11 protein-coding genes and 2 tRNA genes are annotated in these 16,134 nt (G+C 44.4%); 7 read left to right on the forward strand and 6 right to left on the reverse strand.

What is annotated here, in order from left to right; genetic code table 11:
* Window positions 1–42: 42 nt before the first annotated feature.
* Window positions 43–1,563, forward strand: a complete 1,521-nt coding sequence (locus IEV36_RS13280; RefSeq protein WP_005255347.1) for a catalase — start codon at window positions 43–45, stop codon at window positions 1,561–1,563.
* 126 nt (window positions 1,564–1,689) lie between these two features.
* Here the strand turns inward: IEV36_RS13280 and IEV36_RS13285 are convergent, their stop codons facing one another.
* The 5 genes from IEV36_RS13285 to IEV36_RS13305 all read right to left on the reverse strand — a co-directional run bounded on the left by IEV36_RS13285 (window position 1,690) and on the right by IEV36_RS13305 (window position 6,127).
* On the reverse strand, window positions 1,690–2,742 hold the full coding sequence (locus IEV36_RS13285; RefSeq protein ID WP_005255348.1) for an MBL fold metallo-hydrolase: 1,053 nt from the start codon (window positions 2,740–2,742) through the stop codon (window positions 1,690–1,692).
* 353 nt (window positions 2,743–3,095) lie between these two features.
* Window positions 3,096–3,704 (reverse strand): glutathione S-transferase family protein, encoded by a 609-nt coding sequence (locus IEV36_RS13290; RefSeq protein WP_005255349.1) that lies wholly within the window; start codon window positions 3,702–3,704, stop codon window positions 3,096–3,098.
* A 52-nt stretch (window positions 3,705–3,756) separates the two neighbouring features.
* Window positions 3,757–4,452 (reverse strand): helix-turn-helix transcriptional regulator, encoded by a 696-nt coding sequence (locus IEV36_RS13295; RefSeq protein ID WP_005255351.1) that lies wholly within the window; start codon window positions 4,450–4,452, stop codon window positions 3,757–3,759.
* A gap of 71 nt (window positions 4,453–4,523) precedes the next feature.
* Entirely contained in the window at window positions 4,524–5,198 is a 675-nt protein-coding gene (locus IEV36_RS13300) for an HAD-IA family hydrolase (RefSeq protein ID WP_005255352.1), read from the reverse strand.
* Window positions 5,195–6,127, reverse strand: coding sequence for an RluA family pseudouridine synthase (locus IEV36_RS13305; protein WP_004774219.1), 933 nt, complete (start codon window positions 6,125–6,127; stop codon window positions 5,195–5,197). The genes IEV36_RS13300 and IEV36_RS13305 overlap by 4 nt, the downstream gene beginning before the upstream one ends.
* A gap of 790 nt (window positions 6,128–6,917) precedes the next feature.
* Here IEV36_RS13305 and IEV36_RS13310 point away from each other — a divergent pair.
* From IEV36_RS13310 to IEV36_RS13325, 4 genes are all read left to right on the forward strand, one after another.
* Window positions 6,918–10,274, forward strand: a complete 3,357-nt coding sequence (locus tag IEV36_RS13310; RefSeq protein WP_005255353.1) for an Rne/Rng family ribonuclease — start codon at window positions 6,918–6,920, stop codon at window positions 10,272–10,274.
* A gap of 190 nt (window positions 10,275–10,464) precedes the next feature.
* Window positions 10,465–12,306: a long-chain-acyl-CoA synthetase gene (locus tag IEV36_RS13315; protein ID WP_005255354.1), complete on the forward strand. Its 1,842-nt coding sequence runs from the start codon at window positions 10,465–10,467 to the stop codon at window positions 12,304–12,306.
* A 173-nt stretch (window positions 12,307–12,479) separates the two neighbouring features.
* A tRNA-Lys gene (locus tag IEV36_RS13320) sits at window positions 12,480–12,555 on the forward strand.
* 120 nt (window positions 12,556–12,675) lie between these two features.
* Window positions 12,676–12,751 (forward strand) — tRNA-Lys (locus tag IEV36_RS13325).
* Window positions 12,752–12,875: 124 nt separating this feature from the next.
* Here the strand turns inward: IEV36_RS13325 and hemW are convergent.
* A complete protein-coding gene (hemW, locus tag IEV36_RS13330; RefSeq protein ID WP_032863751.1) occupies window positions 12,876–14,030 on the reverse strand; it encodes a radical SAM family heme chaperone HemW in 1,155 nt (384 codons plus the stop codon).
* A gap of 114 nt (window positions 14,031–14,144) precedes the next feature.
* On the opposite strand from hemW, the gene IEV36_RS13335 reads away from it, so the two are divergent.
* Window positions 14,145–14,606 (forward strand): DMT family transporter, encoded by a 462-nt coding sequence (locus IEV36_RS13335; protein WP_005226577.1) that lies wholly within the window; start codon window positions 14,145–14,147, stop codon window positions 14,604–14,606.
* Window positions 14,607–14,636: 30 nt separating this feature from the next.
* A complete protein-coding gene (locus IEV36_RS13340; RefSeq protein ID WP_005255356.1) occupies window positions 14,637–15,995 on the forward strand; it encodes an MATE family efflux transporter in 1,359 nt (452 codons plus the stop codon).
* Window positions 15,996–16,134: the final 139 nt, after the last annotated feature.

Raw genomic sequence — 16,134 nt, forward strand, 5'->3', positions numbered from 1 at the left:
TGAGATGACCAAGCTCACAGGTCATCTTGATGGAGATAGAACATGAGCCAAGACGAAAAAAAATGTCCTTATAGCCACCTCACCACTGATTTTGGTGCACCCGTTGTCGATAACCAGAACAGTATGACCGCAGGCGCCAGAGGACCATTATTAGCCCAGGACTTATGGCTAAATGAAAAACTTGCTAACTTTGTCCGTGAAGTGATTCCTGAGCGCCGTATGCATGCCAAAGGTTCAGGTGCATTCGGTACTTTCACGGTTACTCATGACATTACCCAATATACCCGCGCTAAAATCTTTAGCGAAATCGGCAAAAAAACCGAAATGTTTGCCCGCTTTACCACAGTTGCAGGTGAACGTGGGGCAGCAGATGCGGAACGCGACATTCGCGGTTTTGCCCTAAAATTCTATACCGAAGAAGGTAACTGGGATATGGTGGGCAATAACACCCCTGTATTCTTCTTGCGTGATCCACGTAAATTCCCAGATTTAAATAAAGCGGTAAAACGTGACCCGAAAACCAACATGCGTAGTGCGACCAATAACTGGGATTTCTGGACTTTATTGCCAGAAGCATTACATCAGGTCACCATCGTCATGTCAGACCGTGGTATTCCTTCAAGCTACCGTCATATGCATGGCTTCAGTAGTCATACCTATAGTTTCATTAATGCAGCCAATGAGCGTTTCTGGGTGAAATTTCACTTCAGAACTCAGCAAGGTATTCAAAATCTGACGGATGCTGAAGCGGGTGAATTGGTTGGTCAGGATCGTGAAAGCCATCAACGTGATTTATTCGATGCAATTGAACGTAAAGACTATCCAAAATGGACACTCTTCGTTCAAGTGATGCCTGAACAAGATGCGGAAAAAGTTCCCTATCATCCGTTTGATTTAACCAAAGTATGGCCACACGGCGATTATCCGTTAATTGAAGTGGGTGAGTTTGAACTGAACCGTAATCCTGAAAACTTCTTCCTTGATGTAGAGCAATCTGCTTTTGCACCAAGTAATCTGGTTCCAGGGATCAGTGCTTCACCAGACCGTATGTTGCAGGCGCGCCTGTTTAACTATGCAGATGCGCAACGCTATCGTTTAGGTGTGAACTATCAGCAAATTCCAGTCAATGCAGCACGTTGCCCTGTACATAGTAATCACCGTGACGGTCAAGGCCGTATCGATGCCAACTATGGTGGTTTACCGCACTACGAGCCAAACAGCTTCGGTCAGTGGCAAGAGCAAGCTCAGTATAAAGAGCCACCATTGAAAATTAATGGTGATGCCGATTTCTGGGATTACCGTGAAGATGACAATGATTACTTCAGTCAACCACGTGCCTTGTTCGAACTCATGACACCAGAGCAACAAGATGCATTATTTGGCAATACAGCGCGTGCCATGGGCGATGCACTCGACTTCATCAAGTATCGCCATATCCGCAATTGCTATGCTTGCCACCCAGCGTACGGTGAAGGTGTTGCGAAAGCATTGGGGATGACCGTTGCTGATGCACAAGCTGCACGCGAAACTGATCCAGCGCGTCATTTACCAAGCTTTCTGTAAGCCTTGACATACTGAAATAAAAAAAGCCATCTTCGGATGGCTTTTTTATTTGTGTGCATAATGATTTATTCAAAATTTGACTAGAACAACAATCATGACCATGGGTGTATCAACTCACGCCAGCTTTTAGGCCCGAATAAAATGCCCTTCTCGAATGCAATAGAAAGGATTAACCAGTTTCGAAGAAGATTTCATGGCATGCTGCAATTCATGCTCAGGAGAATCACGGTCTTCATCTGTCAACTGAAAGGTACGGTAATGAATCGCCAGTGAACGGTGCGCATGCAAATCTAAATGCGCATGAAATGCATCTTGTGGATTCATGTGCACATAACGCATCAACATTCGCGGTTCATAAGCCCCTATCGGCAATAATGCAATTCGGGCATCACCATAACGCTCATGGATTTGTTTAAAATGCCCTGAATAACCTGTATCCCCCGCAAAAAAACAGTGCCCTGTCTTGGCAAGCAAAGAAAAACCACCCCATAAGGCACGGTTCTGATCGCGCACGCCGCGTCCAGATGCATGTTGTGCAGGTGTATAGGCAATCTTTAACTCATCATGAAACGGGATTTCCTGCCACCAATCCATTTCAATCACATGCAAATGCTTCGGCAGGTAATAGGCATTGCCTAAACCGGTATAAATCGGCATTTCAAACTTCTGATGTAACCAGTCCAAAGTCGCCAGATCCATGTGGTCATAATGATTATGACTCAATAACACCCCATGAATAGTCGGAAGATGTTCTAGTGCAATTCCTGCGGGACATACACGGCGTGGGCCATTGCCCTGTTTCGGGCTGGCATATTCACACCAGACAGGATCAGTCAGAAAGTTATAAGGGCCGATTTGAATTAAAATCGTAGCGTGTCCCACAAACCAGATTTGCCAGTCATTTAAGTCCGCATGCGGACGGTTTTGAGGCAGTTCCAGCATTTGATTGCGTAAATTGGACTCATGAACACGATCAACATTCCATGTATAGGACTGACGTGTCGCCAACCACTTTAGCAGCCCTTTTCGATCAAACGGCGTTAACGGTTTCTGCAAATTATAGAAACGGTCTATCCCGCAATGATCAGAAGCCTCATGTGGAAACGGAGGTTTCACCCAAGTATGACTCAAGCAAGATTGTGTCGGCAATTGATAGGTTAATGTCGGCTTATCTTTCATGTACTTCTTCTTTGGTGGAATCTAATCGCATGAGGTCCATTATGTTATATCCCTGTGATTACGGCGTGTTTTCAATGTTATCGCGTTTTAAATCATCATGATTTTTTGACTATAAAGATGACATTTCATCACAGCATAATCGGTCTTTGATCCTAACATAAGGTTTTTAGTTATGCTGATTTTCTAGAGCTGAGTCAACACAATTTTACTGAACTAATAACGCTCAGTGACATTTCCATCTAAACGTTAAACAAAGAGTTTTTCATTTATATTTTTTATTTTGATTTGATCGTTTATAGGCACTACAAAAATTAAAAAAGCCGAACGAGTCGGCTTTTCAGGAGGATGAGAATCTAAGCATTACTAAAAAAGGCAGCAAATTTTTGATAGCTTGGACGCTGCTTAATATTGTCCAGATAGCTTTCAATTGCAGGATGAGATTCAACCTCTCCCATCTTAAGCTGCCAGAACAACATCGCGGCAACAGTTACATCCGCAGCGGTAAACTGCTTTCCACATAAATACGGATCAACTTCACTCAGGCCTTGTACAAAGGCATTGTAGGCATCATGGTAGTCTCCATATCCGACAGATCCTTTCTGATCAGGTTTCACCTCAACGCCCAGCATTTTATTGGTTGAAGCAGCCTCCCAAGGCCCTGAAATAAAGAACAACCAGCGATAATAAAGGCCACGTTTTGGATCATTGAGTGCAGGTGCCAAACCTTTGTCAGCAAACTTATCGGCTAAATACGCACAAATCGCATCAAGCTCATACATCACAATATCATCATCCACCAATACTGGGACTTTGCCAAATGGATTGATTTTTAAGTACTCAGGCGCTTTCATTTCAGTTTCAAAGGCCACTTCGATGCGCTCACATTGCACATCCAATTCGATGAGTAACCAGTCTACAACGACGCCACGTGAGAAATTATTGGTATAAAGTTTAAGTGCCATGTTGATATTTCCTTAGTGAGTTATTCTTATTTCAATGTAATTGTTTAGATTGTCAGTTTTTGTCAGTAGTCGCACACACCTCTTGAATCCACCATTGTTGAAAGAGCTGTTGTTTAAATTGCGGATAAAGCTCCTGACTCAGGCTTAACTGTCGAATACGGTCAATCCGAAAGTGCCGAAAACTCTGTCGCAACTCACACCATGCTGCCAGCACAATCCGATCATTAAAATAACCTAAAGCAAAAGGCCACACGGTACGAGAACTGATACGTTGTTGTTCATCTGCATAATCCACGACAATTTTAACTTGCTGACGAATGGCCAAACGCACCTGCTCTACCAGATTTTCATCGACGGGTAACCAGGCGTTAATTGAGCGTAAGGTGGTTTGTTCAAGTAAATGCCGACAATGTTCAGGCAATACCGCATTGAGTTTCGCCAATACCGACGTTGAAGCCGATTTTAAAGCCAGATCTGGAATTTCACTTAACCAGTTTAAGGCCAAGAAGATGGCCTCAATTTCGGTTTCATTCAAGGTCATCGGTGGTAACAGGAAATCTTCTTTGAGTTGAAAACCCAAGCCTGCCGCAGCATCAATATTCACACCTTGGGCGCGTAATGTTTCAATATCACGATAGACACTACGCTGACTAATCTGCAATCGCTCCGCCAATACCTGTGCAGTGACGGGATAGCGATATTCTCTGAGTAGTTGTAATAAATTGAGCAAACGGATCGATCGGCTCATACAGTCCCTATTGTTATTATGGATGACGGGAAAGCGAACTCTCCCCTCATGATTATTTTATCTTAAGTAGCTTAACTTTCAGTTAAATCAGCAACCTTGAGAAGGCTTTGTAAATAACCATGCAAGTCCTGCACGTTATGCGCGATGGTTAAAGGCTGGTATTGCTGCAAAGTTTCAATACTGTGCACCCCATAACTGACGCCGATACGCGGCATACTCAGGTTTTGTGCCATTTCCAGATCGTAACTGGTATCCCCCACCATAATAGCGCGTTCAACCGCCACATCCATCTCGGCAAGAATCTCCTGCAACATCAATGGGTCTGGCTTGGACTTGGTTTCACTCGCGGCACGGGTAATATCGAACAGTGCATGGCTATTGGTTTGCGCCAATACACGGTCCAGACCTTTACGGCTTTTGCCTGTTGCTACGGCAAGCTTGAGACCTTGCTGCTTTAAATCCATCAATAGCTCAGCGACACCATTGAACCAGACATCACCTTTCGAGTTTGCCACATAATGATCGGCATAGCATTGCAAAAGCTCCTGATGCAAATGCGGTACTTGTGGAAACAGGATCTGCATCACCTCTGGCAAACCTAAACCAATAATGCTTTTCGCGGCTTCATCAGTCAGTGGCTGCTCAAATTGCTGCGCTGCATATTGCAAACTCGCCACAATCTGGCCTACCGAGTCGAATAAGGTGCCATCCCAATCAAAAATGATGAGTTCGATATTCTGCTTCATTTCTGCTTTCTCAACTCGTCAATCACTTGCTGCATATCTTCGGGCATCGGTGCTTCAATTACTGGATAATTCGGAATTTCCAAACGCATGGCATGCAGGCATAAACGGCGTGCTGCTGGGCCGTTATACACTGTATTGTGTCCATATTTATCGTCCCCCACTAAAGGATGACCAATACTTAAACCATGTACACGAATTTGATGGGTACGACCTGATAATGGTGATGCATGAACCAGAGTGGCTGTTTTAAAGCGCTCAACCACTTTCCAGTCTGTCTTACTTGGCTTACCTTCAGAAGTAACACGGACACGACGCTCGCCATTGGCCAGTTCATAACGCAATAACGGTGCATCAATCATTTGGCGATCCAGACTGACTTGCCCTTTGACAATAGCCGCATACGTTTTCTGGATCTTATGTTCGCGCAGGAGATCCTGTAGTAATTTTAAGGTACTACGCTTTTTACTGACCATCACCAGACCTGAGGTATCACGGTCAATACGATGAATTAGTTCTAAATATTTTTTACCTGTGGCAGCCCGTAACGCTTCGATCAGGCCATAAGCCACACCACTACCGCCATGCACGGCGATACCCGAAGGCTTATTAATGACCAACAGACCTTCATCTTCATAAACCACACGGCTCAGTAAACTTTGCGCAACGCTATCGCTTACAGGTGCAGCCGTTTCATCCTTTTGTTCATAACGAATGGGTGCGACACGAATCTGGTCGCCAATGCTCAAACGTGTTTCTGCTTTTATTCTTTTTTTGTTTACGCGTACTTGCCCTTCACGAATCAAACGGTAGATTCGACTTTTTGGAACACCTTTTAATCGGGTAAATAAAAAATTATCTATTCGCTGCCCGTCTTGATGCTCATCCACGTCAAACCAAGTGACACTTTGCCATTGTTGTGTAGAATTCATACGCTCGATTAATCCAAGATTTGCTAAATATGATTAAAAAATGATCATTTAGCTAAGTTATTTCACAAGAAACCTAAACTTAGCCCATAGGCAGATGCTGCAAGGTTTGGTATATTCAGCGCACGGATACCACCGTAAGTGAGCATCAAATCAGAAATTTTATTTAGATAAAATTTTAAATCGATGAGATATTCACCAATAACTCGGATAGGTCCTAAAGAATTATGCCGACGCCGAAGGCTTATTATATCGGCAAAATGGCAAACTGTTGCGTTTAATTGTGCATCAGCACATACAGTTTGTTCAGAAAAAATATGTCGCCAGCAATTTGCTGGTTATTAAACGTAAACTGATCCACATCAGACAATTTGCTCCCTGATGTCGCATTCAGGCTAAAGCGTTGATGCATTGGAACTGCCAAGCAGAGATACGATGATCATTCCGTATCAAGACTTCCAGATGGATCGACTTCAATGCTTAATGACAGTGAAAGTCACCATCCAATGCACCGCTCACCCGCCAGTGAAGCGTACAGGAAACTTTGATTATGTCGGATCTAGTGATATTTCACAGATGTAAGACATGCCATGAAATATCAACGGATTCAAGATTGAAGCAGTATTGCTAACATCGGAATAACCGAATCAAAGCCCCCAGCTGGATACTTACAGCCAGTGGTTTCAGAGCTTCCTACACAAAGTTGCTTCTGAGTCTTGATCGCGCCAATTTGATGTTTGCTCAAAAATATTGGGCTTATTGTTTGTGTGTATCACTATTAGGTGTCACACCCATGAAACGTATGTTGATTAATGCAACCCACGCCGAAGAAGTTCGCGTTGCACTTATCACTGGTAATCGCCTTTACGATTTCGATTTAGAGAATCGTACTCGCGAACAAAAAAAATCAAATATTTATAAAGGTCATGTTACTCGCGTTGAGCCATCTTTAGAGGCGGTTTTCGTTGAGTACGGCGCACAGCGTCAAGGCTTTTTATCAATGCGAGAAATTGCAAACTCGTACTTCAAAGCTGACCCTCGTCAAACCTCAAACATCCGTGAACTCATCACTGAAGGCACTGAATTACTGGTTCAAGTTGAAAAAGAAGAACGTGGCAACAAAGGTGCTGCCCTATCGACTTTCATTTCACTTGCAGGCCGTTATTTAGTTTTAATGCCGAACAATCCGAAAGGTGGCGGTATCAGCCGTCAGATTTCAGGTTCTGTACGTGAAGAACTTAAAGAAATCTTGGCGTCTTTAAATGTTCCGCGTGGCATGAGCGTGATCGTTCGTACCGCAGGTATTGGCCGCACTCAGGAAGAACTGCAACTCGACCTACAACACTTGCTTGACCTTTGGGCACAAATCCAGGGTTCAGCAAGTTCAGGTCCATCACCAATGTTGGTACATCAAGAAGCAGGCGTGGTGACACGTGCCATTCGTGATTATTTACGTGATGATGTGGCTGAAATCCTGATTGATAGTGAGCAAGCCTATAACGAAGCCTATAACTTCGTAAAAGCAGTGATGCCACGTCAGCTTGATAAATTAAAAACCTATACTTTGAATGAGCCTTTATTTGCTCACTTCGGTATCGAAAGCCAAATCCAGACTGCCTATGAGCGTGAAGTAAAACTTCCTTCTGGCGGTTCAATCGTGATTGACCAGACCGAAGCTTTGGTATCAATTGATATTAACTCGGCGAAATCAACTCGCGGTCACGATGTTGAAGAAACAGCACTCAACACCAACCTTGAAGCAGCTGAAGAAATTGCACGTCAACTTCGTTTACGTGATATCGGCGGTTTAGTGGTCATCGATTTCATCGACATGACCAAAGACCGTAACCAGCGTATGGTTGAAGCCAAATTACGTGAAGCAACGCAAAGCGACCGCGCACGTATCCAGTTTGGTCAACTATCACGTTTTGGCCTGATGGAAATGAGCCGTCAACGTTTACGCCCTTCTCTTGAAGAAGCGACAGGTTACGTGTGCCCACGCTGTCATGGTACAGGTATGGTGCGTGACTTACGTTCATTGTCACTTTCGATCATGCGTAAGGTTGAAGAAATTGCATTACGCGAACGTCAAGGTGAAGTTCAAGTTGAAGTCCCTGTTGAAATCGCAGCATTCTTATTGAATGAAAAGCGTCACAGCCTTGTTTACTTAGAACAAACGTCAAATGTTCGTGTAACAGTATTACCGCATCCGCACTTAGAAACGCCGCACTACCAGATCCAGTTCAATCCAGATGGTTTTGCGCCGTCGAGTTATGAACGTACTGAAGCAACCCGTTCAAGTGAAAAAGAACTCGGTTATGAGTCTTCTGACTGGCATTTGGAAGATGCAGAGCATCACCATGCACCTGCACAAAATCAAGCAGCTGCGCCACAGAAGAAAGCAGCACAAAATGCGGCAGCACCAGCAAAACAAGCTCAACAAGCTGTTGCACAAAAGTCAGCAAGTCCTTGTGCATGGTTAGAAAACCTGTTTGTTCAAAAGCAAGCGCAAACCACAGACCAATCTCGTTCAGCACAAAATGCTGCAGCTGCGATTGAGCAAATGGTAAATAATGGCGCAGTGAGCCGTGGCCAGTTTGGTCAGGTGAATGCACCTGTTGCCACTGAAACTGCTGCCCCAGCGGCAAACAATGCCTATATCTCACAAAATCCTGTGAAACAGGAAACGCGTGAGCAGTTTGAGAAAGACGAAAAACCACATCGTCCGAATCAAAACCAGAAGAAACGTAAGCACAAAGAGCAACGTGAACAACACGCCCATGCACATGAACAACAAAATCAAGTGCACGAAGAAGTGGTTCAGTTGTCACGTCAGGAACAGCGCCAAGAGCAACGCGAACTGAAACGTCAACAAAAACGTCAGCAGTCGCAAGAGCCTCAAAACCAGCAACAGCATCATGATGCTGCTCAAGGCAATGAGAATGCGCCATTACCACGTCGTGACCGCAACCAACAGCGTCCGAACCGTCCAAACCGTCATCGTGACCAAAGCGTGTTGAATGAAGCACCTGCGGCTACAACTGCAGCGCCTGCGAATCCACAACAGGTTAAAGTTGATGTTGTTGATGCACCACGTTCGGAACCAATGAACACGGCATTGATCGTGAACATTGACCAAGGTCAAAGTGAAATTGTTGCACTGAATCCACAACAAGCAACTGCACCTAAAGCAAAAGCTGAGGTTGCTCCTGCTGTTGTTGAAAAAGCTGAAACAAAACCTGCGGCTCAAGCAGAACCAGTTGTTGCGAAAGAAGCACCTGCTGCAACTGCAGAAGAAGCGGTTCAAGCACCAGTAAAACGTGCCAGCAATGATCCGCGTTCACGCCGTCGTCAACGTGGTGCTCAAGCACCTCAGAAAGCTGCTGCACCAAAAGTTGCACCATCGCAAATTCCTGCGTTGAGTCAATACACGCTAGGTAGCTTGATTCGTCATGTGTATGGCGAAGACTGCACCATCTTGATTGAGCAGTTTGGTTTAATCACGACATTTAATCGTGCCCTACAAAAGTTTGCTGAGCAATATGCAAGCACTCTCGTTGTAGAAACAGTGGTTGAAGAAGAAAAGCGTCCTGTAACACGTGATGCTGAACTTCCAAGCAAGCAAGTCACTGAAGAAGCTGAACCAGCGCCAGTGTTAGCATTAACACCGCCTGAAGCATCAACAGTGCGTGTTGCAAACGATCCTCGTGAACGTCGTCGTTTAGCAAAACTTGCTGCTGAGCAAGCCAAAGAAGCGCATATTGCTTCAACCGCGACTCCAGCTCCTGTCGAAAACACTGAATCGAAAGAAGAAGTGAAAACAGAAGAAGCAGTTACTCCAGCAGAAGAAACTGTGGTTGTGGCGCCAGAGCAACAACCATTAGAACTTGCGACTGAGACAGCTGCTGCGCCAGCAGAAGTAGCACTAGTTGAAGCTGTCGAAGCACCAGTAGCTAAAGCTGAAACGAAGTCTGAGGTAACGACTAAAGTTGCTGAGAAAGCCCAAGCTGCTGAAAAAGCAGAACAGGCAGCACCTGCAACTGAAGCAGAGTCTGAAGACGAAGCTGCAAAAGCAGAAAAAGAGAAATCAAGCCGCCCGCGCCGTCCACGTGGACGTCCACCAAAAAAAGCTGCAGCTAGCAATGAGTAATTTGCTAAATTGCACTCAATAAGGCTAAGCCTAGTCATTTCGGTGACTAGGCTTTTTTGTTATTTTGTCAAATTAGGTTGATTGCTCTAGGGACTTACCATTACAAAACAGCATCAACGACAATGGTGTGAATGGTTGTGTTCTTACGGATAGCCATTTTTGGATTGATCGAAAAATAAACAGGATTGATATGAGCCAAACTACGCAGACCGATATTATTACTCTTGGTGATGTCGCTACTCGACTTCCAAACTTCATTACTAAAGTACCTCATATCCTTAATGGTCTTAAACAGGCATATTTACGTACGCCATCTTCTCCCGCTGGTTTAGGTATTGCCTTTGAAAAAGCAGTCAAGCGTAACCCTCAAGGCATCGCACTGTTATTTGAAGATCAAAGCTATAGTTATCAGGCCTTAAATGAATGGGCAAACCAGATTGCACATTACTATTTATCTCTGGGTGCAAAAAAAGGTGATGTGATTGCTGTGATGGTTGAGAACCGTCCTGAATTGATTGCCAGCATTGTTGCTTTAGCAAAAATCGGGGTCACCATTGCACTTGTAAATACCTCTCAAGTCGGTAAAGTACTCGCGCATAGTATTAATCTGGTCAATCCAATTGCAGTGATTGCTGGTGAAGAAGTCCGTGCTGCAATCGACGAAGCACGTCAGGATTTAAAAGTTGCTCAAGACCGTTTTCACTGGTTTGCTGATCAGGAAACCCGTAAAAATGCGGGCATAGCACCAGACGGTTACCTCAATCTAGCGCTACAAATTGACCAGTTCCCGAAATTTAACCCATCCACCACACGCACTGTGACTGGTAAAGATGGCTTGTTCTATATCTACACCTCAGGCACCACTGGTTTGCCAAAAGCCGTGATTTTTACGCATAGCCGCTGGACACTTGCTTACGGTACCTATGGTCATATTCTCAATCTTGGCAAAGATGATGTGATGTATGTCACCCTACCGCTTTACCATGCAACAGGTGTGGTGGTGTGCTGGTGTGGCGTGATTGCAGGCAGTGCAACGCTTGCAGTACGTCGTAAATATTCAACCAGTGCCTTCTGGAAAGATGTACAGAAATTCAATGCTTCTGCGATTGGTTACGTCGGTGAACTTTGCCGCTACCTGATTGATGCACCTGCAACAGAACTGGATCGTGCCCATCGTGTCACCAAAATGATTGGTAATGGCATGCGTCCAAATATCTGGGGCAAGTTTAAAGAGCGTTTTGGTGTTGAAGAAGTCCTTGAACTCTATGCTTCAAGTGAAGGTAATGTCGGTTTCAGCAATATCTTTAACTTTGACAATACTGTCGGCTTCTCCCCTACGCCTTATGCCATCGTTGAGTTTGATAAAGAAAAGAACGAACTGGTACGCGACAAAAAAGGCTATTGTAAGAAAGTCAAAACTGGTGAAGTTGGCTTACTGATTGGTAAAATCACCAGTCGCTCGCCTTTCGATGGTTATACCGACCCTGAAAAGAACAAATCTGTGATTATGAAAGATGTATTCACTCAAGGTGACTCATACTTCAATACAGGCGACTTGGTCCGTGATATCGGCTTCCGTCATGCACAGTTTGTGGATCGTCTAGGCGACACATTCCGCTGGAAAGGTGAAAACGTTTCGACCACCGAAGTTGAAAACATGGTTTGCGAGTATGAAAAAATCGCTGAAGCAGTGGTATATGGCGTAGAAATTCCAAATACCAACGGTCGTGCTGGCATGGCAGCCATTACCTTGGTGGATGGTGTCGAGCTGAATGATGCAGATTTAAGCGAAATGGTGAACGTATTTAAAAAATGTTTACCTTCATATGCCATTCCTGTGTTTTTACGCGTACAGGAAAAGGTCGAAACCACAGGTACATTTAAATACCAGAAGAATAAATTGAAAGAAGACGCGTTCAACCCGAGCAAAACTTCTGAACGTTTATTGGTTTTATTACCTGGTGAAAGCAGCTATTGTGATGTAAATACTGAGATCTTTGACAATATTCAAAGCTATCAATACCGTTTCTAGTTTATTTTTTAGCTAAATAAGAGGAAATCGTGCTTTTTATAAACAATCATGCACATGTTTTTAAATTTCCTCTTGTGTTAGCTGAATAACTTGCTAGAATACGCAACATCAAAACGAAGACGCATTTAGAACAAATTAGTTTTTCTTGCGAAGCTTGTTGAAATACTTGCTTAGGGTCGTTAGCTCAGTTGGTAGAGCAGCGGACTTTTAATCCGTTGGTCCCGCGTTCGAGTCGCGGACGACCCACCATCTAATGTTTTGAGAGTTTGTAAAATGTATTTTACAAACGCCTGTAAGAGGTTAAGCTACAGAAAATCATAGATTTTCTCTTGCGCTCAGGTAAAACGTTGTTTTACTTATCCTCGCTCAGGGTCGTTAGCTCAGTTGGTAGAGCAGCGGACTTTTAATCCGTTGGTCCCGCGTTCGAGTCGCGGACGACCCACCAGATTCTAAAAAGCCTCATCATTTGATGAGGCTTTTTTATTTTGTCGTCGATATCTTTCCAAATGATGACAAGACCAAAATCTATGCTTTAAGCTTCCCTGCTCAAAGCACACATAATTTTTAAACTATAAAAATTTTTCTAGCACCGAATTTAAAAAAATGTGTCCCTGCTCGGTACAGGCAATTCGCCCCTCATCAGCAACGAGGAGTTTTTTCTCACGCAACTGATGCAATGTCTCATTCAAATCTTCCAATGCAAGCCCTGTGCGCTGCGTATAAGACTCGGTCGCCACACCTTCATTTAAACGTAAGGCATTCATCATAAATTCGAAAGGTAATTCCTCTGCTTCAATGCGTTTCATTTGCACATGTTCAGCAGGGACTTTAGCTAAATAATCTTTAGGTAAACGGGTTTTCTGGAAACGATAGATTCCATCAGGACGCGTGACCTTGCCATGCGCACCAGCCCCAATCGCCAGATAATCACCAAATTGCCAATAATTCAGATTATGTGCCGATGGCTTTTCCTTACGCCAAGCCGAAACTTCATAATTCACATAACCATTAGCTTTCAAGTATGCCTCACCTTGCTCCTGAATATGCTCTAGAACCTCGTCTTGGGGCAATACAGGCTGGGTTCGGAAGAAAACCGTATTTGGCTCAATGGTCAGCTGATACCAGCTAATATGCGTCGCTCCGTGCTCTACAGCCAATCTAAGATCCGTTAAGGCCTGTTCTTCTGTTTGCTGAGGTAAACCGTGCATCAAGTCTACATTTACGCGCTCAAAGCCTGCTTGTCGTGCCTGCTGGATCGCATCTAGTGCATTACTGGCTGTATGAATCCGTCCCAAACGCTGTAAATGTTCAGGATCAAAACTTTGTACGCCCAAGGATAAACGGTTAATCCCCGTAGCAAGATAATCCGCAAACGGGTCATGCTCAACGGTTCCCGGATTGGCTTCCAGCGTAATTTCACAATCTGGCTCAAACGCTAAACGCGCTTTCAACTGTTCAAATAACCATTGATACCCTTGTGCAGAGATCAGCGAAGGTGTTCCGCCACCAATAAAAACACTGTGAATCGATCGGCCTTGCGCCATTTCAACCTGAGTTTCAAAATCTGCCACCAGTGCAGCCAGATATTGCTGTTCCAGTTCTAACGACAATTGTCCATCAGGCACAGCATGCGAGTTAAAGTCACAATAAGGACATTTACGGACACACCACGGCATATGGATATACAAGGAAAGCGGAATATTTGCGGGGTTTAAATGGCTCAAGATAGCAGCTCAATGACAGAACCCTGCTATTTTAACATGACTCGCGCATTCGGCTTATCATCATCTACGTATTCAGTTAGACTGAGGATAACCAAGAACAATTAGACCGATAATATGATGAAAATTTCTAGCCAATTACTTTTTATTCTTCCCCTGACTTTAGGGATTGGCATTGCCATGGCCTTTCAAACCGCAATCAATACACAACTGCGAGAGTATCTGAACTCTCCCCTGCAAGCGGCTCTACTTTCTTTTTTTATTGGCACGATTGTACTGGCGCTGCTGGTCTGTTTTCAGAGTGCAAGCAAGCCGAGTTTAAGTGAAATTTCACAAATTCCTTGGTTTCTATGGCTAGGTGGCTTTCTTGGGGTTTATGCGATTAGTTTGAGCATTTATACTGCACCCAAGCTCGGATTGTTAACGTTTTCAGGTTTGGTCATTTTCGGGCAACTGGTGATTTCGATGTTTATTGATCACTTTGGCTGGTTAGGTACAGAAAAAACACCGATTAACTGGCAACGTCTGCTCGGTAGTATTGTGATTTTTATTGGGGTGCTCCTCACCCTGCAACGCTGATTCCTCCTCATTTTAATAAGAGTATTTTTTGTGTCCCATGTCACAACCAAGCGGTTTGAACTCAAACAGCTATTCCATTTGATGTTTCCCATCCTGATTACCCAGTTTGCTCAAGCGGGTTTGGGGTTGATCGATACCATTATGGCAGGTCATCTTTCTGCGACAGATCTGGCAGCCATCGCAGTCGGTGTCGGACTATGGATTCCGATTATGCTGTTATTTGCAGGCATCATGCTGGCAACGACTCCATTGGTCGCTGAAGCACGAGGCGCAAAAACACCAGAGAAAATACCGACCATTGCCCGTCAGTCTTTATGGGTCGCTGTGATTCTAGGTACTGTGGCAATGTTGATCCTACAATGCATGCCTAGATTTTTGCCATTGTTTGGCGTACCTGAAAGCTTATTACCCAAAGCCAGCCTGTTCCTGCACGCAATTGGCTTCGGTATGCCTGCGGTGATGATGTATGCTGCGTTACGAAGCTACTCCGAAGCCTTGGGACATCCACGTCCAGTCACCGCAATCAGCTTAATCGCCTTGCTGGTATTGATTCCGCTAAACTTTATGTTTATGTACGGCTTCGGGCCGATTCCAGCACTTGGTAGCGCAGGCTGTGGTTTTGCAACAGCCATCTTGCAATGGTTAATGTTCATTACACTGGCTGTGTATGTATCAAAAGCCAAGGCCTACAAGCAGGCGCCTATTTTTACCAAATGGGAAAAACTTGATCCAGTCTGGATTAAACGAATTCTGAAACTCGGCTTACCGATTGGTCTGGCCGTTTTCTTTGAAGTCAGCATTTTTAGTACCGGCGCAATTGTGCTTAGCCCACTCGGTGAAAATGCGATTGCAGCGCATCAAATTGCAATTTCAGTCACCTCTCAACTGTTTATGATTCCGCTTTCATTGGCGATTGCCTTAACGATTCGTGTCGGCATGTATTATGGCGAGCAGAACTGGCACGCGATGCGTCAGGTACAAACTGTGGGATTGATTAGCGCTACGATTTTTGCGGCTTTCACGATGACGCTGATTGTTCTGGCACGTCCTTATATCGTGGCAATCTACACCACAGATATAGATGTAATTCCAGTGGCAATGTATCTACTCTGGTTTGCAATGGCTTATCAATTGATGGATGCATGGCAAGTGAGTGCGGCAGGTTGTTTACGAGGGATGCAAGATACGCAGGCACCGATGTGGATTACCTTAATGGCGTATTGGGTGATTGCTTTCCCGATTGGTTTATATCTCGCCCGTTATACCTCTTGGGGCGTGGCAGGTGTCTGGTTGGGTCTGATTATTGGCTTAAGCATTGCCTGTGTATTGCTGATCAGCCGTTTGTATTTAAACAATAAACGTTTGGCAAAAATGACGCTCACGACCTAATGACAATCCATTTTTAACAAGAAAAGACATCAAGGGGGGCATGGACGCTGCCTGCGATTGATCCTCCCGTCATTACTTTCAAAAACATGATTTTTAGATCATGCACCATATAGCCAGTACAGTTTGCATGCCTACAGTT

It is taken from the genome of Acinetobacter vivianii (genome assembly GCF_014635885.1).
In the GTDB taxonomy this organism is placed as follows: domain Bacteria; phylum Pseudomonadota; class Gammaproteobacteria; order Pseudomonadales; family Moraxellaceae; genus Acinetobacter; species Acinetobacter vivianii.

Excerpts from the sequence above, each read along its gene's own strand:
- IEV36_RS13280 (WP_005255347.1), top strand. The coding sequence starts at position 43 with ATGAGCCAAGACGAAAAAAAATGTCCTTATAGCCACCTCACCACTGAT.
- IEV36_RS13285 (WP_005255348.1), bottom strand. The coding sequence starts at position 2,742 with ATGAAAGATAAGCCGACATTAACCTATCAATTGCCGACACAATCTTGC.
- IEV36_RS13290 (WP_005255349.1), bottom strand. The coding sequence starts at position 3,704 with ATGGCACTTAAACTTTATACCAATAATTTCTCACGTGGCGTCGTTGTA.
- IEV36_RS13295 (WP_005255351.1), bottom strand. The coding sequence starts at position 4,452 with ATGAGCCGATCGATCCGTTTGCTCAATTTATTACAACTACTCAGAGAA.
- IEV36_RS13300 (WP_005255352.1), bottom strand. The coding sequence starts at position 5,198 with ATGAAGCAGAATATCGAACTCATCATTTTTGATTGGGATGGCACCTTA.
- IEV36_RS13305 (WP_004774219.1), bottom strand. The coding sequence starts at position 6,127 with ATGAATTCTACACAACAATGGCAAAGTGTCACTTGGTTTGACGTGGAT.
- IEV36_RS13310 (WP_005255353.1), top strand. The coding sequence starts at position 6,918 with ATGAAACGTATGTTGATTAATGCAACCCACGCCGAAGAAGTTCGCGTT.
- IEV36_RS13315 (WP_005255354.1), top strand. The coding sequence starts at position 10,465 with ATGAGCCAAACTACGCAGACCGATATTATTACTCTTGGTGATGTCGCT.
- IEV36_RS13335 (WP_005226577.1), top strand. The coding sequence starts at position 14,145 with ATGATGAAAATTTCTAGCCAATTACTTTTTATTCTTCCCCTGACTTTA.